The sequence below is a fragment of the Streptomyces sp. NPDC003077 genome (assembly GCF_040611095.1).
Taxonomy (GTDB): Bacteria; Actinomycetota; Actinomycetes; order Streptomycetales; family Streptomycetaceae; genus Streptomyces.
Genome location: NZ_JBEXNM010000062.1, coordinates 24824 through 47871 on the forward strand (window position 1 = coordinate 24824; position 23048 = coordinate 47871).

The following is a 23048-nucleotide window of genomic DNA, read 5'->3' on the forward strand; positions in this document are numbered from 1 at the left end:
CTGTGAAGTGCGGCGTTCTCCACGCCGGAGTGCCCCCATGAATATCAGGAGGACAGGTTCGTGTCCTCAAATACCCCTGAAGTTGGCTGAGAACGCTACGCCAGTCCAAGGCAAGGTGGTGCGCAGTCCCCTGAGCGCCGACTGCATGCGAGAGCTCAACAGTGAAGACATCAACTGCCCGCTGGCTGCTGGCGCCTCTCAGCAGCTGGCGAGCCCGACGCCTGGTAAGAGGGCACGGTGGAACGTACTCCTACGAGATCGCCTGGCAGACAGTTCGGCTACGCCAACACCCAGATGAAATGCCGTACGCCCTCCATGTCTCTCGATACGCAAAGCAGGGACCAGATGCTCCGCCGTACCCGGAGCAGTGATCATTCCTCGATGGCGACGGAGCCGCCGGCCGTGATCGGCTCGGCGTTGCGGCGGGTCTTGGCCCAGCCGGTGCGGCCCCGGAGGATCCGTACGAACGCGCGTGCGGAGACCAGGAAGAGATGGTACGCGTACAGCCATAGGGCCAGCCCCCACAGCAGGCCCGTCAGCCGGGACCGGCCGGCGGCCCGCTCGCGCCGGTATACCGGGCCCCACAGGACGAACGGGCCGATCGAGGCGAGCGCGAGGATCAGCGACAGCGGCCACACGGCGACCATGCGGCCCAGCACCGTGCCGCTCCCGTCGTCGGCCAGGGCCAGGCCGAGCAGCGACAGCAGCGTGGCGCTGACGACCAGCGACACCAGGTGGGCGACCGGCTGGACGAAGGTGTAGAGGGTCTCCAGGACGCCGCGCGCCGAGTAGTGGCGGGAGGCGATGACGCGGGAGGCGTAGCGCACGCACTGGAGGTTGCCCTGTGCCCATCGGGTGCGCTGGGTCAGCAGGCGGCGCAGGTGCGGCAGGCCCTCCTGCGAGACCCAGGTGTCGGCGACGTGGCTGACGCGGTAGCCGCCCAGGATCATGTGCAGCCCCAGCTCGTAGTCCTCCAGGAGCGCGCCGCGCTGCCAGGGGCGCCGCTCGGCCGCCGCGATGCGGTCCAGGGCGGTCAGGCGGGTGAACTGGCCGTTGCCGCCGAGCCCCACCGAGCCGGTGCGGTTGCGCAGGAGCTGCATCCCGGCGTTGGACACGGTGAACTCCATGTCCTGCACCCGCACCAGCAGCCGGGCCAGCGCGTTGCGCAGCCGGCCGTGATCGGGCAGCGGGCGCGGGTCGTCGACGTTGCGCATGCGCACGGTCACCTGCACCCCGCCGATGTCCGGGTCGCCGAACGCGGCCGGGCCGCTGACCACGGGAAGCGCGCCCGGGTCCAGCCGCCCGTCGGCGTCGATGACGCAGACGACGACGCGGGAGCGGTCCGCGTCCTCGGGCAGGAACGCGTCCAGGGCGTCGTACGCGCTGTTGAGCGCGGCGCCCTTGCCGGCACGGGCGTGCGGGCGGCGGCGCCGAACCAGGTGCACGTAGGGATCGGTGGCGGCGTGCGCGGTGACGATCGCGCCGGTGGCGTCGTCGCTGTCGTCGTCGATCACCCAGACGTGACAGGCCGGGAAGTCGCCCCGCAGCCGCGACACGGTCGTCCCGATCACGGCCTCCTCGTCCCGGCAGGGCACGAAGAAATGCCAGTCGAAGCCGGCCGGGTCGCCGGGCTCGGCGGCGGGCCGGGACAGGTAGGCGTGCCGGGCGCCGGCCCAGTACAGGAGGAAGCAGAGCAGGAGCGCGCAGGAGAAGGCGAACAGCGCGAGGCTGCCGGGGGTGACAGGCATGGAGGAAGGTCCTTGGCAGGAGGGAAGGCGAAGAGGATGGGCGGGGCGCGGCCGGGATGGGTGGCCGGTGCGGACGTTGGGTCCACCACCGGCCGGTCGTCCGCACCGGCGGCGGCGCCCTACGCGGCGGTGGCCAGCTCCGGCGCGCGGCCTTCCTCGATCGCGCGCGTCCCCGCCAGCTCGCCCAGCAGCCCGGCGATCCGCCGCGAGGCCGAGCCGTCGCCGAACGGGCTCGGCAGCGCCGCCAGCCGCTCCCGCTCGTCCGCGCCCCGGGTCAGCCGGGCGCGGGCGGCCCGGCCGAGCTCCGGGCCGGGGGAGACGAGATCGGCGAAGTCGGACATGGCCTCGGGCCGCTCGGTGGAGGCGCGCACCACCACCAGCGGACGGCCGAGCACGGTGACCTCCTCCTGCACGCCGCCGGAGTCGGAGACGATCAGCGCGGCGTGCCGGGCCAGCGCCAGGAACGTGCCGTACCCCAGCGGCCGGGTCACCCGCAGCCGGTCCAGCAGGGGCAGCAGCCCGGCCGCCTCGATCCGGGCGCGGGTGCGCGGGTGCAGCGGGAGGAGGACCGGCGTGCCGTCGGCGGCCAGCGCGTCCAGTTCGGTGAGCACCGCGCGCAGCGCCGCCGGGTCGTCGGTGTTCTCGGGACGGTGGACGGTGGCCAGCAGGTACCCGTCGGCCCGTACGCCGTACGCGTCCAGCAGCGCGGCACGGCGGCCGGCGTCCGGCAGGTGGCGGCGCACCACCTCCACGACCGTGTTGCCGGTCAGCGCGATCCGCTCGGCGGGCACCCCCTCGGCCAGCAGGTTGGCGCGGTTGTCGGGAGTGGCGGCACACAGGACGTCCGCGAGCTGGTCGATCAGGACGCGGTTGTGCTCCTCGGGCATGTTCCGGTCGCGGCTGCGCAGCCCCGCTTCGACGTGCAGCAGCGGAAGCGAGCGGGCGTTGGCGGCCAGCGCCCCGGCCAGCGCGGCGTTGGTGTCGCCCTGCACCACCACGGCCCGCGGCGGCCGGGCGGTGAACAGCGCGTCGAGCTGCGCGAGGGCCGCGCCGATCTGCACGGCGCGCGGCTGCCCGCCGACGCCCGTCAGGTAGGTCGGCTCGGGGATTCCCAGCTCCTCCAGGAAGCGGCCGGACAGTTCCTCGTCGTAGTGCTGCCCGGTGTGCACGACGTGCGCGGCCGGGCCGAGGAGGCGGATCAGGTCGGTGAGTTTCACCAGTTCCGGGCGGGTACCCAGGACGACGGCGACGGAGCGGGGGGCGAGCTCGGGCAAGGCAGGTCCTCGGCGGCGATCGGGGATAGGGGCAACCCGGTGGGCGCGTCGGTGCGCGAGGTGAGAGCGGGCCGCCACAAGTTTGCGAGTGCCGGGTGGTGTCCACCGTTGTCCTTTCGTTGCCGCTTGGTTGCTGTTTGCCCGTAACGACGAGGTCAGGGCGTTGGTCCCGGACCTTCGCCCCTCCCGTTCCCGCTGTCGGTCCCCTCCGGCGGCCGGTAGCGGTAGCCCATGCCCCGGACGGACTCCACCGGGGGTGGCGGCTGGGGGCCCGCCGCGCGCCGGAGCTTGCGGCGTACCCGGAGGACCGCGAACTTCACCCGGTCCCGCCCGACCCCTTGCGGGTCGTCCCACACCCGCGTGAGCAACTGCTCGGTGGTCACCACGCGCTCGCGGTTGCGCACCAGGACCTGGAGCAGCCGGTACTCCAGGGGGCTCAGCCGCACCTCGGCGCCCTGCCAGACCACCGACCGCCGGTCCGGCACCAGGCGCAGCCCCTCGCCGGCGGGCTCACCGGACCAGTGCGCGGTACCGGCGCGCCGCAGCAGCGCCTCGACGCGGGCCAGCAGCTCGTCGTCGGCGAACGGTTTGCTCAGGCAGTCGTCGGCGCCCGCGCGCAGCCCGCGCACCCGGTCCCGGACCTTGCCGGGCGGCGGGAGGAGCAGGACGGGCAGATCCGTCAGGTCGCGGGTGCGCTCCAGCACCTCCCAGCCGCTGAGCGCGGGGAGCGAGGTGTCCACGATCATCAGGTCGGGTCGCTCGGCGAACAGCAGGCGCATGCCCTCGCGCCCGTCCGCCGCCCGTACGACGTCGTGCCCGGCCCGGGTGAGCAGGGCGCGGAGCGCCCGCGCGAGGGCGTCGTCGTCCTCGATGAGGAGCAGCCGGGTCATGGCCGAAGGGTCCGGAGCGGATGTCTCCGGGGGCCGTCGCGGTCCGGGGCCGGGGGCGCGGTCGGGGGGCGGGCGTGGTGCGTTCTCATGCCGGGGTGCGATCTTCGTACGTCTGACGAGATGGGGAGCCGGTGGTTCCCGTCCCACCGTAGGACCGGGGACGAGAGCCCGCGCTCCGTGCGCGGCCGAAGGGCGGGGCACGCGGCGGCGGCTTCGGGGGATGGACCCTCGAACGCGGAACTCCCACCCCTTATACGGGGCCCCACACACGGCAACGGGCCGGAGGAAGAACCACCGGCCCGCGTCCCGCTCTACGAGGCCGCCCCGACCCCGTCGTCGTCCCTCACGGCCGCCCCGTCCCCCGGTCCGAGCGGAACAGCACCCACAGCAGGAAGGGCCCGCCCAGGACACTGGTGACCACCCCGACGGGGATCTCGACCGGCGCGATCACCCGGCCCAGCGCGTCGGCACCGGCGATCAGCGCGCCGCCCACCAGCCCCGAGGCCAGCACCGGCACCCGGGCCCGGCCGCCGAGGTACGTGGCGATCACGGGCGCGGCCAGCGCGACGAAGGCGATCGGCCCGCCGATGCCCGCGGCCACGCCGGAGAGCGCCACCGCGAGCGCCAGGGCGAGCGCGCGGACCCGGCGGACGGGCACGCCGAGCCCGGCGGCCGTGTCGTCGTCGAACCGCAGCAGTTGCAGACGGCTGCCGGCGACGAGCGCGAACGGGAGCAGCACGAGCAGGATCAGCAGCAGCGGCGTGCCCACCGACCAGTCGCGTCCGCTGAGGCTGCCGACCGTCCACAGGAAGACGCCGCCGGCGGTGTTGTCGTTCTGACGGGACATCACGAGGTCGGTGACGGCGCCGATGACGGTCGAGACGCCGATGCCGACGACGAGCACGCGGTAGCCCCGGCTGCCCGCGCCGCCCGCGCACAGGACCACCAGCGCGGCGGCCAGCACCGCGCCGATCGGCCCGAACCACCACTCGCCGATCATGCCGGTGGACGAGCCGACCACGGAGGCGACGACGGCCGCCGTGGCGCCCTCGTTCACGCCGATGACGTCCGGGGTGGCGAGCCGGTTGCCGGCGAGCGTCTGGGTGAGGCAGCCGGCGATGCCCAGCGCCGCGCCGACCATGACGCCGACCGCGATCCGCGGCAGCCGGAAGTCCTGCACCAGCATGACCGTGGCCGAGTCGCCCGTGCCGAGCAGGCCGGAGAGCGTCTCGGAGAAGCTCATGCCGGTCGAACTGGCGAAGGTGGCCAGGGCGACGAGGAAGAGGATGACGATCCCCAGCGCGACCGCGACCAGCGAGCCCCGGCGCGGGAACAGCCAGGAGAAGGCCCCGGTCCGCACGACGAGGCTGTCGGGCGGGGTCACGTCCGGATCGGTGGGGGGTTCCGTGGTGGCGGACGGGTCGGCGGGGGATGCCGTCTTTTCCAGGAGGGACGGGAGGCGCGTCTCCTTGGACGCCGACGGGGCCGCGTCACCAGAGGATGAGGCCCGCACGTCCGCGTCACCGGATGAGGACCGCACGTCCGCGTCACCGGAAGGGGCAGGCACGTCCATGTCCACCAAAGCACCCTGAACCGCATCCGCATCCACGTCCAGCCCCACATCCCCAGCCGCCCGGGGCACCCCCGTCACGACCGGCACCGCGGGAGAGGACGCGTCCGGAGCCGCGGGCGCCATCCGGCCGTCCGCCGTCGGGTCCACCGCCGGGTCCGTCATCGATTCGGCCGTCGGCTCCGTCGTCGATTCCGTCGTCCGCTCCGTCACGCCGCACCCCCCGCCGTGGACATCCGCCGGGAGCGGGCGATCCAGATCAGCAACGGTCCGCCGACGAAGGCGAGGAGCACGCTCACGGGGGTCTCCCAGGGGCGGATCGCGACGCGGGCGAAGATGTCGGCCGCGATCATCACGTTCGCGGCGATGAGCGCGGAGAGGGCGAGCTGCGCGGCCATGCGCGGGCCGGTCAGGGCGCGGGCGGCGTGCGGGGCCATCAGGCCGAGGAAGGCGATGGGTCCGGCGATCGCCACCGCCGAGCCGGCCAGCAGGGTCACGGCGCCGGCGACGACGAGCCGGACCCGTCCGGGGTGGTGCCCCAGCGCACGCGCGCTGTCGTCGCCGAGCGCGAGGGCGGCCAGCGGGCGGGCCGCGCCGAAGGCGACGAGCAGGCCGACGGCGATGAGCGGGATCAGCGGGTAGGTGTCCGAGGTCTTGATGCCGGCGAGGGAGCCGATGGTCCAGTAGCGGAAGGTGTCGAACGTGGACTGGGTGCTCAGCAGGACGTAGGAGGTCATGCCGTGGAAGGTGGCGCCGAGCGCGGACCCGGCGAGTACCAGTCGCAGGGGGGAGGCGGCGGCGCGGCCGGAGGCGGCCAGCAGCAGGACGATCGCGCTGGCGGCCATTCCGCCGACGAGCGCCCAACCCAGCAGCGCGTAGGAGGATTCGACGCCGAAGTAGGTGAGTCCGATGACGACGCCGAGCGCCGCGCCGGAGTTGACGCCGAGGAGTCCGGTTTCGGCCAGGGGGTTGCGCGTGACGGCCTGGAGGAGGCACCCTGCGGCGCCGAGGGAGACTCCGACGAGGACGGCGGCGAGGGTCCGCGGCAGCCGCACGTCCACGACGGCCAGCCGGAGTTGGGCGTCGGCGCGGGCGGCGGGGTCGCCCAGGAGGAAGTCCCACGCGCGCGCGATGGGGCTGGACCCGGTGCCGATGAGCAGGGACAGCAGCACCAGGCCGGCCAGCAGCACGGTGAGGGCGACAGCGGCCGTCAGGATGCGCCGGCGGGGGCCGGGCTCCTTTGACGGAGGGGGCTCGGCACCGTCCACGGGGGCCCCGGTCTCTTGCGCAACCAACATGAGGTTAGCCTAACCTAAGCCGTAATCGGGGCTTCTGCCGCGTACCGAGCCCGGACACCCGTGTTCCCTCGGCGTGCCCCGAAACGGCCGTTCCGTCAAACGCCGCCCGCGGCGCCGAACTTCACCTCTCGGAGAAAACAGACATGTCCACGCACTCCCAGTCGCGCGTCCGCCTGACCGCGGCGGCCGCCGTCACCACCGCTCTGGCGCTGGCCCTCACCGCCTGCGGAGGGGACAAGTCGGGCGACTCCGACAAGGCGAAGACCGGCGGCGACGCTCCGAAGGTCACCGTCACCGACGCCACCGGCACCAAGGTCGAGGTGCCCGCCAAGCCCTCCAAGGTGGTCGCGCTCAGCGAGATGGACCTCGACTCCTCCCTGGCCCTCGGCGTCAAGCCGATCGGCCTCACCGCCGGCCGCGGCCAGAAGGGCGCCCCCGAGTACCTCGCCGACCGCGCCAAGGACATCCCGGTCGTCGGCGCCGTCACCGGCCCCGACATCGAGAAGGTGCTGCGCGCCAAGCCGCAGGTCATCCTCGCCGGCCAACTCGCCGACCAGAAGGTGCTCGACCAGCTCCGGGCCATCGCCCCGACCGTCGTCACCATCGGCAAGGACAAGGACTGGAAGAAGGCCCTCGACCTCACCGGCCAGGTCCTCGGCAAGAAGAACGAGGCCAAGAGCTTCCTCGACGGCTACGACGCCAAGGTCGCCGACCTGAAGAAGAAGCTCGGCGACAAGGCCGGCGCCACCGTCTCGGTCGCCCGCTACTCCGCCAAGGGCACCGCCGTCATGCAGCAGGGCGTCTTCATCAGCGACCTCCTCAAGGACCTCGGCTTCAAGCGGCCCGGCATCCAGAACGACCGCGGCCAGGGCCACTCCACCCCCCTCAGCGACGAGGACATCAAGCAGATCGACGCCGACTGGCTGTTCATCGGCACCCTCGCCTCCCGGGGCAAGGACGCCGACCTGTTCTCGGAGCTGAAGTCCAAGCCCGCCTACCAGCAGCTCGGCGCCGTCAAGGACAAGCACGTCACCGAGATCGACGGCTCCAAGTGGACCAGCCTCGGCGGCGGCCTGGCGGCCATGTCCGTGCTGGACGACATCCAGAAGGCCATGGTCAAGTGACGGACGGCCCGCGGCCGGACGGGGACACGCCCCGGACGGCCGGCGCCCCTCCCGTACCCGGCGCCCCGGCCGACCGCCGGAGCGCCGGCCACCCGGCCCCTTCCCGGCCGACCGGCGCGGCCCCCACCGCCGCCGGCCACACGCTCAAGGAGAACCACCAGCCATGGCACTGACCATCGACCACCTGCGCGCGGACGTCGCCGACGTGCTCGGCGAGGACCCGGCCGACATCCCCCTCGACGAGAACCTCGTCGACTACGGCATGGACTCGGTCCGCATCATGGCGCTCCTGGAACGATGGCGGCGCGACCACGGCACCCAGGCCGGCTTCGTGGACCTCGCCGAGCAGCCCGCCATCGAGGCGTGGGCCCGCGTCCTGGGTGTGGTCTCGTGACGGCGGTCCTGGACACCGGCGCGGACGGCCGCCTGACGGCCGAGGGCCTGCCGCTGACGGCCGCGCAGAGCGGCCTGTGGTACGCGCAGGCCCTGGATCCGGCGAGCCCCGCGCAGAACACCGCGGAGTACCTGGAGATCCACGGACCGGTGGACCCGGCGGTGTTCGCCGACGCGCTGCACCAGGTGGTCGCCGAGGCCGACGCGCTGCGCGTCCGCATCGTCGAGACCGACGGCGGCCCCCGCCAGCTCCCCCTGACCACCTGCCCGGCGCCGCTGCCGCTGCACCTGGCGGACCTGCGCCGCGAGGCCGACCCGGACGCCGCGGCGCGCGCCTGGATGCGCGCCGACCTGGCCGAGCCGTTCGACCTGGCCGCCGGGCCGCTGTTCGCGCACGCGCTGTTCCGCGTCGGCGACGCGCGCTGGCTGTGGTACCAGCGCGTCCACCACGTCGTCATGGACGGCTTCGGCTACTCCCTCCTGGCCCGCCGCACCGCAGAGGTCTACTCGGCGCTGGCGGCCGGTGAGCCCGTCGGCCCCAGCCCCTTCGGGCGGCTGACCGATCTCGTCGCCGAGGACGCGGAGTACCGTGCCGGCGAGACGTACGAGGTCGACCGCGCGCACTGGAACGAGGCGTTCGCCGACCGCCCCGAGGCCGTCAACCTGGCCGGGCGCACCGCGCTGCCCTCCCGCACCCACCTGCGCCGCACCGCCCACCTGGGGCCCGAGGGCACCGAACGGCTCAAGGAACTCGCCTCCTCCGTCCGCGCCACCTGGCCCGACGTGCTGATCGCCGCCCAGGCGCTGTACCTGTCCCGGGCCACCGGCGCCGAAGAGGTCGTCCTCGGGCTGCCGATGATGGGCCGCATGGGCTCGGTGGCGCTGCGCGTCCCCGGCATGGTCATGAACATCCTGCCGCTGCGGCTGACCGTCGGCCCGCGCGCCACCTTCGCCGAACTGACCCGCCAGGTCGTCCTCGGCATCCGCGCCGCCCGCCGCCACCAGCGCTACCGGTACGAGGACATCCGCCGCGACCTCGGGCTGCTCGGCGCCGACCGGGCGCTGGTCGGGCCGCTCGTCAACGTCATGCCGTTCGACTACGGGCTGGACTTCGCGGGCGCGCCGACGACCGCGCACAACCTGACCACTGGCCCCGTCGAGGAACTGACGGTCAACGTCTACGACCGCGCCGACGGCCGCGGCCTGCGCGTCGACTACGACGCCAACCCCGCGCTGTACGAGGACGCGGACGTGGCCCGCCACCAGCAGCGCTTCATGGACCTGCTGTCCCGGCTGGCGCAGGCCGACCCGCACGCCCCCCTGGCCGCGCACGGCATCGCCACGGCGGCCGAACGGACCCTCGTCCTGGAGACGTTCAACGCCACGGCCAAGGCCCTGCCGCCCACCACCCTCATCGGGCCCATCGAGGCGCAGGCCGTCCGGACCCCCGGCGCCACCGCGCTGGTCTTCGGCGACACCTCCTGGACCTACGCCGAACTCGACGCCCGCGCCAACCGCCTGGCCCGCCACCTGGCGACCCTCGGAGTGCGCCCCGGCACGCTGGCCGCCGTCGCCGTGCCGCGCTCGGCGGACCTGGTCCTCGCGCTGCTGGCCGTCCTCAAGGCGGGCGGCGCCTACCTGCCGCTGGACCCCGACTACCCCGCCGACCGGCTCGCGTACATGCTCGACGACGCCCGGCCGGTGTGCGTGATCACCGACCGGGACGACCGCGTCCCCGACGACGCGCGGGTGCCCGCCGTCGTGCTGGACGGCCTCGCGCTGGACGCCTACCCCGGCACCGTCCCGCCCCGTCCGCTCACCCCGGACCACCCCGCGTACGTCATCTACACCTCCGGCTCCACCGGCCGCCCCAAGGGCGTCGTGGTCAGCCACCGCGCCATCGACAACCGGCTGCGCTGGATGCAGGGGCAGTACGGGCTGGAGCCGGGCGACCGGGTGCTCCAGAAGACGCCGTCCGGCTTCGACGTGTCCGTGTGGGAGTTCTTCTGGCCGCTGCGCCAGGGCGCCACACTCGTCGTCGCCGAGGCCGGCGGCCACAAGGACCCCGCCTACCTGGCCCGCGTCATCCGCGAACAGGCCGTCACCACCTGCCACTTCGTGCCGTCCATGCTCCAGGTCTTCCTGGCCGGGCCGGACGCGGCGACCTGCACGGGGCTGCGCCGGGTGTTCTGCAGCGGCGAGGCGCTGCCGCGCGAGACGGCCCGGGAGTTCGCGCGGGCGCTGCCCGGCGTGGAGCTGCACAACCTGTACGGCCCCACGGAGGCGGCCGTCGACGTCACCCACCACGCCTGCGCGCCCGACGGCGACGGGCCGGTGCCCATCGGGGCGCCCGTGTGGAACACCCGCCTGTACGTCCTGGACGCGGCCCTGCAACCCTGCCCGCCCGGCGTCCCCGGCGAGCTCTACCTCGCCGGCGTCCAGCTCGCCGACGGCTACCTGGGACGGCCCGACCTGACGGCGACCCGCTTCGTCGCCGACCCCTACGGGCCCGCCGGAAGCCGCATGTACCGCACCGGCGACCTGGCCCGCTGGACCGCCCGCGGCGAACTCCTCTACCTCGGCCGCACCGACCACCAGGTCAAACTGCGCGGCCAGCGCGTCGAACTCGGCGAGATCGAGGAGGCGCTGGCCGCCCGCCCCGCCGTCGGCGCGGCCTGCGCGCTGGTGCGCGAGGACCGGCCCGGCGACCAGCGGCTGATCGGCTACGTCACGCCGGACGGCGATCTCGCCCCGGACCCCGAGGAACTGCGCGACGCGCTCGCCCGCACGCTGCCCGAGCACATGGTGCCCAACAGCGTCATCGTCCTGGACGCGTTCCCGCTCAGCCCCAACGGCAAGCTGGACCGCAAACAGCTCCCGGTCCCCTCCTTCGAGGCGGGCCCCGGCCGCGCCCCGCGCACCCACCGGGAGGAAACCCTCGCCCGGCTGTTCGCCGAGGTGTTGGGCGTGCCCCGGGTCGGCGTGGACGACGCGTTCTTCGACCTGGGCGGCACGTCCCTGCTGGCGGCCCGCCTGATGGCCCGTATCCGCGACACGCTCGGCGCCCACCTGGCCATCGGCGCGCTCTTCCAGGACCGCACCCCGGCTGCGCTCGCCGCCCGCCTGGACGGCGACGGGGGCGGCGGCGACGCGCTGGACGTGCTGCTGCCGCTGCGCCCGGTGGGGGAGCGCACCCCGCTGTTCGTCCTGCACCCGGCGGGCGGCATCAGCTGGTGCTACTCGGGCCTGCTCTCCCGGCTCGACCCCGCCCAACCGGTCTACGGCCTCCAGGCCCGCGGCATGGCCCGCGACGAACCCCTCCCGGCCACGATGGAGGAGATGGCCGCCGACTACGTGGCACAGCTGCGCACCGTCCGGCCGCACGGCCCCTACCGGCTGCTCGGCTGGTCCGTGGGCGGCGTCCTCGCCCACACGGTCGCGGTTCTGCTCCAAGAGGCGGGGGAGGAGGTCGAGTTCCTCGCCCTCCTGGACGCCTACCCCTCCGACCAGTGGCGCGACCAGGCCGTCCCCAAGGAGACCGACGCGCTGACCGCCCTGCTGCGGATGGCGGGCTTCGAGCGCACGGACGAGCTGACGCGCGCGGACGTGCTGGAGACGCTGCGCCGCGAGGGCAGCGCGCTGGCGGGTCTGTCCGACCGGACGCTCTCCGCCGTCGTCGACATCGTCGTCAACAACGCCCGGCTGATGCGCGAGCACGAGCACCGGGTGTTCGAGGGCGACGTGCTGTTCTTCACCGCCGCGGCCCCGCGCCCGGAGGACTGGCTGACGCGGGACGCCTGGATGCCGTACGTGAAGGGCGAGGTGGTCAACCACGACGTGGACTGCCTGCATCCGCAGATGACGCAGCCGCGGTGGATGGACGGGATCGCGGCGGTGGTCGCGGAACGGTTGGGGGAGCTGGATTCCTGAGCCGGACCCATGAGGTGGGTTCCTGGACCGGGCCCATGAGATGGGTTACTGAACCGGATTCCTGAGCCGGGTTCCTGAGCCGGAGTCCTGATCGTGGCGGGGGAGTCGGGGTCGCTGTTCCCCGGCGGCCCCGCCTCCGGCACCCGCTTCTTCGCGCTTCCTTGTCCGCACCCCGTCGTTCCCGGGTCCGCACCGCTCGCGGGCCGGGAACGGCGGGGTGTCGCGCGTTCCGACGCCTTTTGAGTGGCCGACGACCCCCCTCGAAGTGCAACTTAGGTAAGGCTAAGCTAACCTTTGATCGTGTCGGGCGGATTACCCCCGACTTCCCTCTCGTGCCTGCCTCTTCAGGAGGAGTGTCCCCACCATGAGCCCCACCCAGCCGCTCAAGTCCCGCGCCGCGACCCATCGCCTCGTCTGCCGCGCCACCGCCCTCGCCGTCGCGGCGGGCAGCGTCCTCGCGGTGAGCGGCACCGCCGTCGCGCACGACCGGCCCGCGCACGCCCGGCACGCGCACCAGGCGACGTACCGCGTGGACAGCGCCCAACTGGCCACCGGGCTCTACCAGTCGGCCTACTCCGAGCGGCACCACGTCCTGTGGGCGACCACCGCCGTCGGCCGGCCGCCGGTCAAGCAGTCGCAGCTCCTGAAGGTCGACCCGAAGACGCTGAAGGTCAAGGCCGCCTACACCCCGCCGGTCACCGACCCGGCGACCGGCGCGGTCGAGGCCGTCTACGGCGTGGCCGTGGACGACGAGCACGACACCGTGTGGACCACCAACACCCGTAACAACTCGGTGTCCGTCTACAGCCAGCGCACCGGCAAGCACCTCGCCAGCCTGCCGAACGTCGCCCACGCCCGCGAGATCACCGTGGACGAGCGCCACAACCTGGCCTGGGCCAGCGGCTTCGGTGACGGCTCCCTGGTCGCGTTCGACACCCGCACCTTCAAGGAGAAGAAGCGGGTGAAGGTCGAAGGCGCGGGCACCGCCGGGGTCGCGGTCGACAAGCGATCGGGCACCGCCTACGCCACCGACCTGAACAACAACCGCATCATCGCGGTCAGCCCGTACAAGTCCGAGCCGCGCTTCATTCCCACCGGCGCCGGGCCCATCGGCATCGCGCTGTCCGCCAACGGCCGCACGGCCTACACCGCCGACCAGAAGGACGGCATGCTGTCCATCGTGGACCTGCGCAAGGGCGCGGTCACCAAGACCGTTCCCACCGGCGCCGGTGCCCTCTCCGTGGACGCCGACCACCGCTCCGGCCGGGTCTTCGTCGCCAACCGGGGCACCGGCACCACCACCGTCGTGGACCCGAAGAAGGGCACCGTCCTCGCCGACCTGGCCACCGGCCCCAACCCGAACCACGTCACGGTCCACCGCGGCACCGCCTACGTCGTGGACAAGTCCGCGGCCGGCGCCGACCGGATCGACTCGGTGCACCGCATCAGCCTGACCCGCTCCCACTGAGCTCCGGCGGTCCGGGCGCCGTCCTGCGGGGGCGGCACCCGGACCGTTCCGGGAAAGACCGTGCCGGGGCGGGAGCCCCTGATGGCCGGCGTCCGTGAAGTCTGCCCGCCCTGCCGTCCGGAACCTCCGGACGGCGCCGCGGACGTCCCGGCCGTCCGGCACCCGGACCGGCACGGGGCCACCCCCCACCGAGGCCCGGCCGCCGCGTGCGGCCGGGCCTCGTCGTGCGTGCGGGGGGCTCGTCGTGCGTCTGGCGGTGCGGGTGGGGCTGGCCGGGCGTCCGGAGTCGGGGCGGGGCCGGGCGTTCGGGCGCGGGCGCGGGTGGGGCAGGCCGGGTGTGGGTGCGCCGGGCGTTTCCGAGGAGCGCCCGGCGTGCGTCAGCCGACCGCCGTCCCCGCCGCCCCCAGTCCCAGCAACTCGCACAGCCCATCGGCCAGTTCCGTGCGCCAGCACAGGTAGTCGTGGCCGCCGTTGAACTCGCGGTACACCGCGTCGTCGTACCCCTTGGCCGCCAGCGTGTCGCGCAGCCGGCGGTTGGCGGGCAGCGCGATCCACTCCTGCTCGCCCGCCGACAGGCGGAAGCGCACCGGGAGCCGCGGGGACGCCGCGATGTGGTCCGTCAGCCACTGCGCGCCCGGGCCGTTCGGCCACCAGAACGAGCCGGACTGCGCCAGGACGCAGCCGAACCGGCCGGGAGCGCTCACCGCCGTGTACGCGGCGGTCAGGCCGCCCAGGCTCTGACCGGCCACGACGGTCCGGGCCGGGTCGGTGGTCAGCGGCAGGTCCGCCGCGGCCCAGGGCAGCAGCTCGTCCGCGAGGAAGCCGGCGAACGACGGGGCGCACGTCATCTCGTCCCAGCGGGTGTCGGAGCCCAGGGACTCGGGCAGCAGCGCGACCAGCGGCGGAATCCGGCCATCCGCGATGAGGTTGTCCAGCAGCGTGGCCACACCGAGCCGCGGCTGCCACATCTCCCCGTCGAGGAGGACGAGGACGGGCAGTTCCGCGCCGGACGTGACCCCGCGCGCGGGCTCGTACCGCCACACCCGGCGCTTGTTGCCGAGGAGGGCGCTGGGCACGGTGTGTTCCGAAACGGTGCCCCGGGGCACGCCGGGCCGCTCCTGCCAGCCTTCGGGGCGCGGCGCGTCGGGCAGTTCGACGTACGGGACGGGGGTGCCGCCCCAGCGGGGGGCGAGGGCGCGCGGATTGAGCGGGTCGGGGCGCTGCCGGGTGCGCAGCCACGGGAGGTACGCGGAGTCGCCGGGAGCGGGGCCGTCGCCCTCGTCCACGCACAGCGTGTAGGTGGCGCGCCAGTCCCGGCGCATCCGGACCGACCAGTGCCAGACGTCCGTCCCGGGAACGCGCTCCATGAGGTTGCCGGCCGGATCGCGCGGGTCGGCGAGCTTGTTGGGCGTCACGAGGACCGCGCGGGTGGCCGGGGAGCCGCGCCACAGGAACGTGACGAGGGCGTGGTCCGCCGCGCCCTCGGGGTCCGGCCCGACCAGCGGCGTGCCCTCCCGCTCGACCGCCCGCCAGAAGTCCGCCGCGGGCAGCTCCGCCGCCCGGTGGACCACGCGCTCGTCGGTGACGCGCGGGACGGGGGAGGGGCGCGGCGTCCGGGGCGGGTGACGGGGCGTGTCGGCGGGGGGCGCGATGGCGGTCATCGGGGCGGTCTCCGGTTCCGTGGTGCAGGGGGAGAGGCGTTCGGGCGGTCTGGATCGAGTCGGTCTGACGACCGGTAGATTCGGTCTGGCTGGTAGGTAAGGTCAGGCTTACCTTATCGTTGTGGGTTTCGTGTGCCGTGTCGCGGCCGGACGGAAGGACGCAAGCCCCATGGACGTGCGACTGCTCGACCCGCGGGAACCGCTCGCCGCAGCCGCGGTGGAGGCGATCCGCACCGGCGACGTCACCGGACTCCGCACGCTGCTGCGCCGACACCCCGGTCTCGTCACGGCCCGGATGGGCGACGGCAAGGAATCCCGGACGCTGCTGCACATCGCCACCGACTGGCCCGGGCACTTCCCCCGGGGCAAGGAGGTGGTGGCGGCGCTCATCGCGGCCGGCGCCGACGTCGGCGCCCGGTTCGTGGGCCCGCACACCGAGACGCCGCTGCACTGGGCGGCCAGTACGGACGACGTGGCGGTGCTGGACGTCCTCCTGGACGCGGGCGCCGACATCGAGGCCGACGGCGCCGTGATCGCGGACGGGACGCCCCTGGCGGACGCGGTGGCGTTCGGGCAGTGGCGGACGGCGCGCCGACTGGTGGAGCGCGGCGCGCGCACCACCCTGTGGCAGGCCGCGGCCCTCGGCGAGACGGCCCGCGTCGAGGCGTACTTCGCCGATCCCGAGGCGGCTCCCGACGCCCAGGACGTCACCGACGCCCTGTGGTGCGCCTGTCTCGGAGGGCAGCGGGCGGTGGCCGCGTATTTGCTGGAGCGGGGCGGCGACGTCGACTGGATCGGTTTCGACGGGCTCACCGCGCTGGACGTCGCCCGCCGCGAGGGCCACGAGACCCTGGCTGCCTGGCTCCTCGCGCGCGGGGCGCGGTCGGCCGCGGATCCGGGCTGAGGGGCGCGCGGGAGGGGATCAGGGAACGGGCTCACCTGGCCGAAAGGCAGCGAGACGGTGGGGAAATACTGACGAACGACTCGCTCGTCGGCGTTAGGTTCCGGGCATGGACGAACAGGAACTGCTCAAACGCTCCGACGGACCGGTCACCCGCGGCCGACTGGTCCGGGACCTGAAGGCGCTCGGCCTCGCCGAGGGCGACGTGGTCATGTTCCACACCGAGATGTCCGCCCTCGGCTACGTCGCGGGCGGCCCCTCGACGATCATCGGAGCGCTCGGCGACGTCGTGGGCGCGTCGGGCACCTTAATGGTGACCTGCGGCTGGAACGACGCGCCTCCGTACGACTTCGTGCACTGGCCGCAGGAATGGCAGGACGCGCTGCGCGCCGAGCACCCGGCCTACGACCCGGAGCTGAGCGAGGCCGACCACAACAACGGCCGACTCCCGGAAGCGCTGCGCCGCTGGCCGGGGGCCGTCCGCAGCCGGCACCCCGACGCCAGCTTCGCCGCGCTCGGTGCGGCGGCCGGGGAACTGATGGCCGACCACCCCTGGGACGGCCCGCACGGACCCGGCAGCCCCCTGGCGCGCCTGGTCGAGAGGGGCGGGCGGGTGCTGCTGCTCGGCGCCCCGCTGGACTCCATGACGCTGCTGCACCACGCCGAGGCGCTGGCCGAGGCGCCCGGCAAGCGCTTCGTCGAGTACGAGCAGCCGATCATGGTCGACGGCCGCCGCGTCTGGCGGCGCTTCCACGACATCGACTCCGAGGACGGGGCCTTCGACTACTCCTCCGTGGTGCCCGAGGGGGTGTGGCCGTTCGAGGTGATCGCCCAGGACATGCTGGCCGCCGGCATCGGGGTGCGGGGCACGGTCGGAGCGGCGCGGAGCTTCCTGTTCGACGCCGGCGCCGTGGTCCGCTTCGGAGTCGACTGGATGGAGCGCAAGCTCGGCGGGGGCGCCGCCGATTGACCAGGCCGCGATGACGCGGCGTGGTGGGGCACGGCCGTGACCCTGTGGCCGTGTCTCGCCGGATGAATGACGCCCTCTTGCGTGTGGTGGCCCCGTCCCGGCCGGGGCTGCCGCACCACCCCTCCACGCGGCGGGAACGCCATTCCTCCCCGCGGCCATGGCCGATTACCTCCCCTGTATTTCCCGAATACCGGACAACGGTGGCGCGGAGCCGGTAATTCGCTAGGATCACGGCATGGTTACGGCCCGGTCGTCATTCGGCACGCCGCGGACCCGCCTTACGGCCGGTCCCTTGCGGCTGCTGTGGCTGGCCTTCCTGCTGACCGGCATCATGCTCTCGCACGGAATGAGCGCCGAAAACGCCGAAGGCCACGTCCTGACGGGAACGACCGCGGCTGCCCTCGCCTCGTCCCCGGACACGTCGGCGACCGACGCCGAATGGCCCGACCGCACCGGACCGGAGAACTCCCCGAGCGACGGGGACGATTTCTCGCACACCGGCGAGGAATGCGTCTCCGGCCTCCCCCAGCAGGGTTCGGTACTGGGTGCGCCGTGCCTGGCCCCCGTGGCCGGGGACACCGCTCCGCCCGCCGGCTTGCCGGGGCCGTTCCCCGGTGACCGGCGCGCCGGGGCGGACACCCCGTGGACGGACGCCAAGAGCTCGATCGTCCAGCAGGTTTAGGCCCGCGAACGCGGAACCCCTCCCGGTCGTCCCGGAGGCGCTCGGACGGACCCGGACTCCTACGGGACCACCGCACACGGTGCCTTACGTCGCCGCGCCGCGCGACGCCCCCGCCCGATTCCCGTTTTCCCGCTCTCCCGGCCCGGCCCGGCGCGGGAAGCCGGAAAGGCGTCGAATTCCCGGTCAACCCATCGCCGAATGGCGCTGCCGTGCGCCCGGATTCCCGCGCCGAGGGATTCCGTTGCCTTTTCACGTCTTCTCCGATCAGTCCTGCTGACGCAGTACCGCTTTCCTGACGCCCCGCACCGGCGCGGCACTAGGGAAAGCGGCCATTCCCCGGAGGACCCGTGCCCTTCCCTTTCCCTGCTCCCTTATCCGCTTCCCCACGGGCAGGTTCCGTGCAAGCCACTTCGCAAGCCACTTCCCAGGGCTCCGCCCACGTACAAGTCTCCGCCCCTTTACGGCCCTTCCCCGCCGCCGCGACCGAAGGCCGCGGGCCCCGTCCCCCCGGCCTCCGGTCGCGCCGCGCGCCGAGGCCCCGCCGGACGACCGCCGCGCTCATCGGCGGTCTGCTGCTGGCCGCCTTGATGTGCCTCGTCACGCACGGCGGTAGCCACCACATCCTCGACGGCCCCGAACCGACGGCCTCGGCCCATCCCGCGTCCGTACCGGCGGCGGCCGGGCCCCTGCTCCCCGACGTGCCGCCCGACGAGCCGGGGTGCGTGCTGAACGCGCTCACCCGGGTCGTCCAGACGCTCGCGGACCCGCTGGTGGCCGTGGGCCTCCTGGCCACGCCGGCCGCCGTCGCCCCGCACCTGACCGCACGGGAACCCACGGCCCGACGCGCCGCGCGGCGGGCCCGGCCGGTCCGTCCGGGGCGGGCCGTGCTCACCGCCTCCTGCCGGTGGCGGATCTAGACCGATCCGCGCAGCCGACCCAGCGGCTGCCGCGTGTCCGTGCCGCGCCGGGGCGCAGCCCCACCGCGTGGCCGCACGCGAGACGACCCCACCCGGCAGTCATCGAACGAGAGCGGAAACACGATGCGACCTTCTCTGCCATCCCTGCTCGACCCCGCCGTCCCGCCCGCCCGCACCGCCCTGTCCGGGCTGGTGGGCAACACCCCCGTGCTGCGGGTGTCCGAACCGCTGGCACCGGCCGGCCGCGGCTTCTGGGCGAAACTGGAGGGCTTCAACCCCGGCGGGATCAAGGACCGGGCCGGCCTGCACATGGTCGAACGGGCGCGCGCCCGCGGCGCGCTCCGTCCCGGCGGCCGGATCATCGAGTCCACCAGCGGCACCCTCGGCCTGGGGCTCGCCCTGGCCGGAATGGTCCACGGGCACCCGGTCACCCTCGTCACCGACCCCGGCCTGGAGGAGTCGATGACCCGGCTGCTGACGGCCTACGGGGCCCAGGTGGACATCGTCGACGAGCCCCATCCGGCCGGCGGCTGGCAGCAGGCCCGCCGCGACCGCGTCACCCGCCTGCTGGCCGAACACCCCGGTTCCTGGTGCCCGGACCAGTACCACAACCCGGACAACATCGCGGCCTACACCCCGCTCGCCCTCGAACTGGCCGCGGAACTCGGCCACATCGACGTCCTGGTGTGCAGCGTGGGCACCGGCGGCCACTCCGCCGGCGTCTCCCGTGTGCTGCGCCAGCTCTACCCGGGGCTGCGCCTGGTGGGCGTGGACACCATCGGCTCGACCATCTTCGGGCAGCCCGCCCGCGCCCGGCTGATGCGGGGACTGGGGTCGAGCATCTACCCGCGCAACGTCGCGTACGGCAACTTCAGCGAGGTGCACTGGGTCGCCCCTGCCGAAGCCGTGTGGACCTGCCGCCGGCTGGCCTCCTCGCACTACGCCACCGGCGGGTGGAGCGTGGGCGCGGTCGCCCTGGTGGCGGGCTGGCTGGCCCGGACGCTGCCCGCCGCGACCCGTATCGCGGCGGTCTTCCCCGACGGGCCGCAGCGCTACCTGGGGACGGTGTACGACGACGCGTACTGCGAGCGGCACGGGCTGCTGGACGCGCCACCGGCCGCCGAACCGGAGGTGATCGGCCGCCAGGACGAGAAGGAGGTCCACCGGTGGACGCGGTGCGCGGAGGTCGCCGACCCGCTCGCGGGTTCCGGGTCTGTGCCGGTCCGCGACCCCGGCTCCGACCTGGCCATACCGGGTTCCGACCCGGCCGTACCCGGTCCCGCCGCTTCCGGTGCCCCCGCCGCTTCGGAGGAGACCCGGTGAAGGGAACCTTGGCCCAGTTCCGCTCGTATCCGGGCACGGTGCGGCTCCTGATGGCGAACCAGTTCACCATCAACCTCGGCTTCTACATGCTGATGCCCTACCTGGCCCAGCACCTGGCCGGAACGCTGGGGCTGGCCGGCTGGGCGGTCGGACTCGTCCTGGGCGTACGGAACTTCAGCCAGCAGGGCATGTACCTGGTCGGCGGCACGCTCGCCGACCGGCTCGGCTACAAGACCATGATCGTGACGGGGTGCGTGCTGCGCACGGTGGCGTTCGCGGTCCTCGGCTTCGTGGACGCGCTGCCCGCGCTGATCGCCGCGTCCGTGGCCACCGGACTGGCCGGGGCGCTGTTCAACCCCGCGGTGCGCGCCTACCTCGCGGCCGACGCGGGGGAGCGCAGGGTCGAGGCGTTCGCCCTGTTCAACGTCTTCTACCAGGCCGGCATCCTGCTCGGCCCACTGGTGGGCATGGTGCTGACCGGCGTCGACTTCCGCGTCACCTGCCTGGTGGCGGCCTCCGTCTTCGGCCTGCTCAGCGTCGTCCAGATCCGGGCGCTGGCCGCGCGCAGGCCCACGGACGAGCGGTCGCCGGGAGAGCGGACGGGCGTGCTGTCCCAATGGCGCACGGTGGCGGCCAACCGGCCCTTCCTGCTCTTCTCCGCCGCCATGATCGGCTCGTATGTGCTGAGTTTCCAGGTCTACTTGGCCCTGCCCCTGGAGGTGCGACGACTGGGCGGTGACGGGGAGGCCGGGACGGTGGCCGTCGCGGTGCTCTTCGCGGTGTCCGGGCTGAGCACCGTCCTGGGCCAGACCCGGGTGACCGCCTGGTGCAAGGCCCGATGGGGCGACGGCCGGGCGCTGACCTGGGGGCTGGTGGTGATGGGGCTCGCGTTCGTCCCCCTGCTGCTCGCCACGGCCGTCCCGGTGCCCGGCGGGGGAGCGGGACGGTGGCTGCTGGCCGCGCTGCCGCCGGCGCTCGCCGCGCTGCCGCCGGCGCTCGCCGCGCTGCTGCTGGCCCTCGGCCAGATGATCGCGTACCCCTTCGAGATGGACACCATCGTCCGCCTGAGCGGCGATCGCATGGTGGCCACCCACTACGGGCTCTACAACACCATCTGCGGCATCGGCATCACCCTCGGGAACCTGCTCACCGGCGTCGCGCTGGACGCGGCCCGCGCCGCTGGCCTGTCCGCGCTGCCCTGGGCCGTCCTGACGGCCCTCGGCCTCGCCTGCGCCGCGGCCCTGTACGGGCTGCACCGTTCGGGCAACCTGACGGCGCCGGCCGGCCCCGCGCCGCGGCCGGTGACGCTCTGACGGTGGGGCCGGGCCCTTCCGGTAAGGGCCCGGCCCTGAGGGTGGGCGGGGGTGCCCCGTCGACAGCGGAGACGTACGCGGGGTGCCTCGCTCGGGGACCGGGCGGCCGGGCCGCCATCCGCCACGACCGCGATGGTGCCCGCGTACGCGAAGCCGGGGGACACGCACGGGGACCGGTCCACTCCGGTAGGGACACGCACGGGGACCGCTCAACTCCGGTGGTGCCCGCTTACCCGGAGACACGGAACGCGTACCGCGCCCCGTCAACCCCGGTGAGGTCCACGCTCCGTCAACCCCGCTGGTGCCCACGCGCCCGATACGCGAAGACATCGGACACGCCGTTGGTGTCGCCGGGGACGAGATCCGCGGCGGCGGAGCTGAACAGCACCGCCCGGCCCCGGGCGCCGAACGCCCCGGGCACGGCCGTACCCTCGGCGGCGACGACCGTCTCCGCGCCGCTGTTCCGGTCCAGCAGCCGCAGCCCGCCGCCCCGGGCGAGCAGCACCCGCCGCCCGTCCCCGCTCACCGCGGCGATCCGGTCCCCCTCCGCGCCCACCCGCTCGGTGCCACCGGTCCGCAGGTCGCGCACGTAGCCCCACTCCCCGGTCGCGGGCTCGGGCAGCAGGTTGCCGGCCGAGGAGTGGAAGAAGACGTACCGGCCACCGGCGCTCATAGCCACCGGGCGGCTCGGCCCGTCGGCAGGGGCCCCGTCGTGCGTCACGTCGATCTGGCGGACCTCCCCGGTGGCGCGGTCCCGCACGAAGACGTCGGCGGGGTCCGGGACGTCCTGGGTGCGCTGGACGACGCCGAAGGCGACGTACCGGCCGTCCGTGCTCATGCCGCCGCCCGTGGCATACGGCGTGCGCCCCGGCATGTCGGACGGGCTGATCCGCTCGTCGGCGCCGGTGACCAGGTCCCGGACGAAGACGGCGTCCGGGGAGTTCCCGTTCCGGTTCCACAGCACCATGGCGGCGTACCGGCCGTCGGCGCTCAAGGAAGTGACGCTGCCGTACTCGAACCCTCCGGCGCCCTGCTGGGGCCATACCTCGCGGACCTCGCCGGTCACCCGGTCGTACAGGCGCGGTCTGTCCCGGTAGGTGCCCGCGCCGAACCCGAGGTACCGGCCGTCGGCGCTAAGGGCGGTGGCGTGGGTGCCGTAGGAGACGCCGCCCGGCACCCGCGTCAGGGCGCCGGTGACCAGGTCCTTGAGCATGAGCTGGTGGAAGTACCCGTCGGGTTCCTTGATCCAGAAGGCGGCGTACCGGCCGTCGGCGCTGAGCGTCGCCGACCGGGACGTCCCGTCGAGCTGGGCACCGTCCGCGGCGGTGCTCACCCGCTCGACGCGCGGTGCGGGCCCGGCCTCCGCGCGCCCCGCCGGAGCGATGACCGCCGACCCCGTCAGGATCGCGGCGCACGCCGCCGCACCCAACAACTTCCGCATGATTCCCCCCAGTTACCCCGCCCCCGCCCTGCGCGGAGGGCTCGGGAGCATGCAAGCGGACGGGATTGTCAGTGGTCAATGAGAGGGTGTCCGCACGATCGGAAATTTCTTCGGATCCAGGATCCACAGGTGCCAACGCCCCACC

The 23048-nt window shown here is 74.0% G+C and carries 17 protein-coding genes; 10 read left to right on the top strand and 7 right to left on the bottom strand.

Annotated elements, in window-relative coordinates:
- Nucleotides 1-371 precede the first annotated feature (371 nt).
- The 5 genes from ABZX96_RS30170 to ABZX96_RS30190 all read right to left on the bottom strand — a co-directional run bounded on the left by ABZX96_RS30170 (nt 372) and on the right by ABZX96_RS30190 (nt 6780).
- Nucleotides 372-1748, bottom strand: a complete 1377-nt coding sequence (locus ABZX96_RS30170) for a glycosyltransferase (protein ID WP_355550500.1) — start codon at nt 1746-1748, stop codon at nt 372-374.
- 119 nt (nt 1749-1867) lie between these two features.
- Nucleotides 1868-3022 carry a UDP-N-acetylglucosamine 2-epimerase (non-hydrolyzing) gene (wecB, locus tag ABZX96_RS30175; RefSeq protein WP_355550502.1) on the bottom strand — a complete coding sequence of 385 codons (1155 nt, stop codon included), beginning with the start codon at nt 3020-3022 and terminating at the stop codon, nt 1868-1870.
- A 155-nt stretch (nt 3023-3177) separates the two neighbouring features.
- Nucleotides 3178-3912, bottom strand: a complete 735-nt coding sequence (locus tag ABZX96_RS30180; protein ID WP_355550504.1) for a response regulator transcription factor — start codon at nt 3910-3912, stop codon at nt 3178-3180.
- A 343-nt stretch (nt 3913-4255) separates the two neighbouring features.
- Complete coding sequence (locus tag ABZX96_RS30185) at nt 4256-5296, bottom strand: iron ABC transporter permease (RefSeq protein WP_355550533.1); 1041 nt, start codon at nt 5294-5296, stop codon at nt 4256-4258.
- 395 nt (nt 5297-5691) lie between these two features.
- Nucleotides 5692-6780, bottom strand: a complete 1089-nt coding sequence (locus tag ABZX96_RS30190; protein ID WP_355550506.1) for an iron ABC transporter permease — start codon at nt 6778-6780, stop codon at nt 5692-5694.
- Between the two features lie 143 nt (nt 6781-6923).
- Here ABZX96_RS30190 and ABZX96_RS30195 point away from each other — a divergent pair, with 143 nt between their 5' ends.
- From ABZX96_RS30195 to ABZX96_RS30210, 4 genes are all read left to right on the top strand, one after another.
- Nucleotides 6924-7904 carry an iron-siderophore ABC transporter substrate-binding protein gene (locus ABZX96_RS30195; RefSeq protein ID WP_355550508.1) on the top strand — a complete coding sequence of 327 codons (981 nt, stop codon included), beginning with the start codon at nt 6924-6926 and terminating at the stop codon, nt 7902-7904.
- Between the two features lie 163 nt (nt 7905-8067).
- Nucleotides 8068-8298: a phosphopantetheine-binding protein gene (locus tag ABZX96_RS30200; RefSeq protein ID WP_355550509.1), complete on the top strand. Its 231-nt coding sequence runs from the start codon at nt 8068-8070 to the stop codon at nt 8296-8298.
- On the top strand, nt 8295-12227 hold the full coding sequence (locus tag ABZX96_RS30205; RefSeq protein WP_355550511.1) for an amino acid adenylation domain-containing protein: 3933 nt from the start codon (nt 8295-8297) through the stop codon (nt 12225-12227). Before ABZX96_RS30200 ends, ABZX96_RS30205 begins: the two co-directional genes overlap by 4 nt.
- A 364-nt stretch (nt 12228-12591) precedes the next feature.
- Nucleotides 12592-13695, top strand: a complete 1104-nt coding sequence (locus tag ABZX96_RS30210) for a YncE family protein (protein WP_355550513.1) — start codon at nt 12592-12594, stop codon at nt 13693-13695.
- Between the two features lie 377 nt (nt 13696-14072).
- On the opposite strand, the gene fes is transcribed toward ABZX96_RS30210, so the two are convergent.
- On the bottom strand, nt 14073-15356 hold the full coding sequence (gene fes, locus ABZX96_RS30215) for an enterochelin esterase (RefSeq protein ID WP_355550515.1): 1284 nt from the start codon (nt 15354-15356) through the stop codon (nt 14073-14075).
- A gap of 169 nt (nt 15357-15525) precedes the next feature.
- On the opposite strand from fes, the gene ABZX96_RS30220 reads away from it, so the two are divergent.
- The 6 genes from ABZX96_RS30220 (at nt 15526) to ABZX96_RS30245 (ending at nt 21462) form a co-directional block, all read left to right on the top strand.
- Entirely contained in the window at nt 15526-16260 is a 735-nt protein-coding gene (locus ABZX96_RS30220) for an ankyrin repeat domain-containing protein (protein ID WP_355550516.1), read from the top strand.
- Nucleotides 16261-16366: 106 nt separating this feature from the next.
- Nucleotides 16367-17227, top strand: a complete 861-nt coding sequence (gene aac(3) / locus ABZX96_RS30225; protein WP_355550517.1) for an aminoglycoside 3-N-acetyltransferase — start codon at nt 16367-16369, stop codon at nt 17225-17227.
- Between the two features lie 235 nt (nt 17228-17462).
- Nucleotides 17463-17909 carry a hypothetical protein gene (locus ABZX96_RS30230; protein WP_355550518.1) on the top strand — a complete coding sequence of 149 codons (447 nt, stop codon included), beginning with the start codon at nt 17463-17465 and terminating at the stop codon, nt 17907-17909.
- A gap of 587 nt (nt 17910-18496) precedes the next feature.
- The gene (locus ABZX96_RS30235) at nt 18497-18826 is read left to right on the top strand and encodes a hypothetical protein (protein ID WP_355550520.1); all 330 of its coding nucleotides are present in this window, start codon (nt 18497-18499) and stop codon (nt 18824-18826) included.
- 123 nt (nt 18827-18949) lie between these two features.
- A complete protein-coding gene (locus ABZX96_RS30240; RefSeq protein WP_355550521.1) occupies nt 18950-20149 on the top strand; it encodes a PLP-dependent cysteine synthase family protein in 1200 nt (399 codons plus the stop codon).
- Nucleotides 20146-21462 (top strand): MFS transporter, encoded by a 1317-nt coding sequence (locus tag ABZX96_RS30245; protein WP_355550522.1) that lies wholly within the window; start codon nt 20146-20148, stop codon nt 21460-21462. Before ABZX96_RS30240 ends, ABZX96_RS30245 begins: the two co-directional genes overlap by 4 nt.
- Before the next feature lie 289 nt (nt 21463-21751).
- Here the strand turns inward: ABZX96_RS30245 and ABZX96_RS30250 are convergent, their stop codons facing one another.
- A complete protein-coding gene (locus ABZX96_RS30250) occupies nt 21752-22903 on the bottom strand; it encodes a hypothetical protein (protein WP_355550524.1) in 1152 nt (383 codons plus the stop codon).
- Nucleotides 22904-23048: the final 145 nt, after the last annotated feature.

Bases quoted from the DNA above. Each gene is read 5' to 3' on its own strand.
- ABZX96_RS30170 (WP_355550500.1), bottom strand. From the start codon at position 1,748: ATGCCTGTCACCCCCGGCAGCCTCGCGCTGTTCGCCTTCTCCTGCGCG.
- ABZX96_RS30180 (WP_355550504.1), bottom strand. From the start codon at position 3,912: ATGACCCGGCTGCTCCTCATCGAGGACGACGACGCCCTCGCGCGGGCG.
- ABZX96_RS30190 (WP_355550506.1), bottom strand. From the start codon at position 6,780: ATGTTGGTTGCGCAAGAGACCGGGGCCCCCGTGGACGGTGCCGAGCCC.
- ABZX96_RS30195 (WP_355550508.1), top strand. From the start codon at position 6,924: ATGTCCACGCACTCCCAGTCGCGCGTCCGCCTGACCGCGGCGGCCGCC.
- ABZX96_RS30200 (WP_355550509.1), top strand. From the start codon at position 8,068: ATGGCACTGACCATCGACCACCTGCGCGCGGACGTCGCCGACGTGCTC.
- ABZX96_RS30210 (WP_355550513.1), top strand. From the start codon at position 12,592: ATGAGCCCCACCCAGCCGCTCAAGTCCCGCGCCGCGACCCATCGCCTC.
- fes (WP_355550515.1), bottom strand. From the start codon at position 15,356: ATGACCGCCATCGCGCCCCCCGCCGACACGCCCCGTCACCCGCCCCGG.
- ABZX96_RS30220 (WP_355550516.1), top strand. From the start codon at position 15,526: ATGGACGTGCGACTGCTCGACCCGCGGGAACCGCTCGCCGCAGCCGCG.
- ABZX96_RS30230 (WP_355550518.1), top strand. From the start codon at position 17,463: ATGGTTACGGCCCGGTCGTCATTCGGCACGCCGCGGACCCGCCTTACG.
- ABZX96_RS30235 (WP_355550520.1), top strand. From the start codon at position 18,497: ATGTGCCTCGTCACGCACGGCGGTAGCCACCACATCCTCGACGGCCCC.
- ABZX96_RS30240 (WP_355550521.1), top strand. From the start codon at position 18,950: ATGCGACCTTCTCTGCCATCCCTGCTCGACCCCGCCGTCCCGCCCGCC.
- ABZX96_RS30250 (WP_355550524.1), bottom strand. From the start codon at position 22,903: ATGCGGAAGTTGTTGGGTGCGGCGGCGTGCGCCGCGATCCTGACGGGG.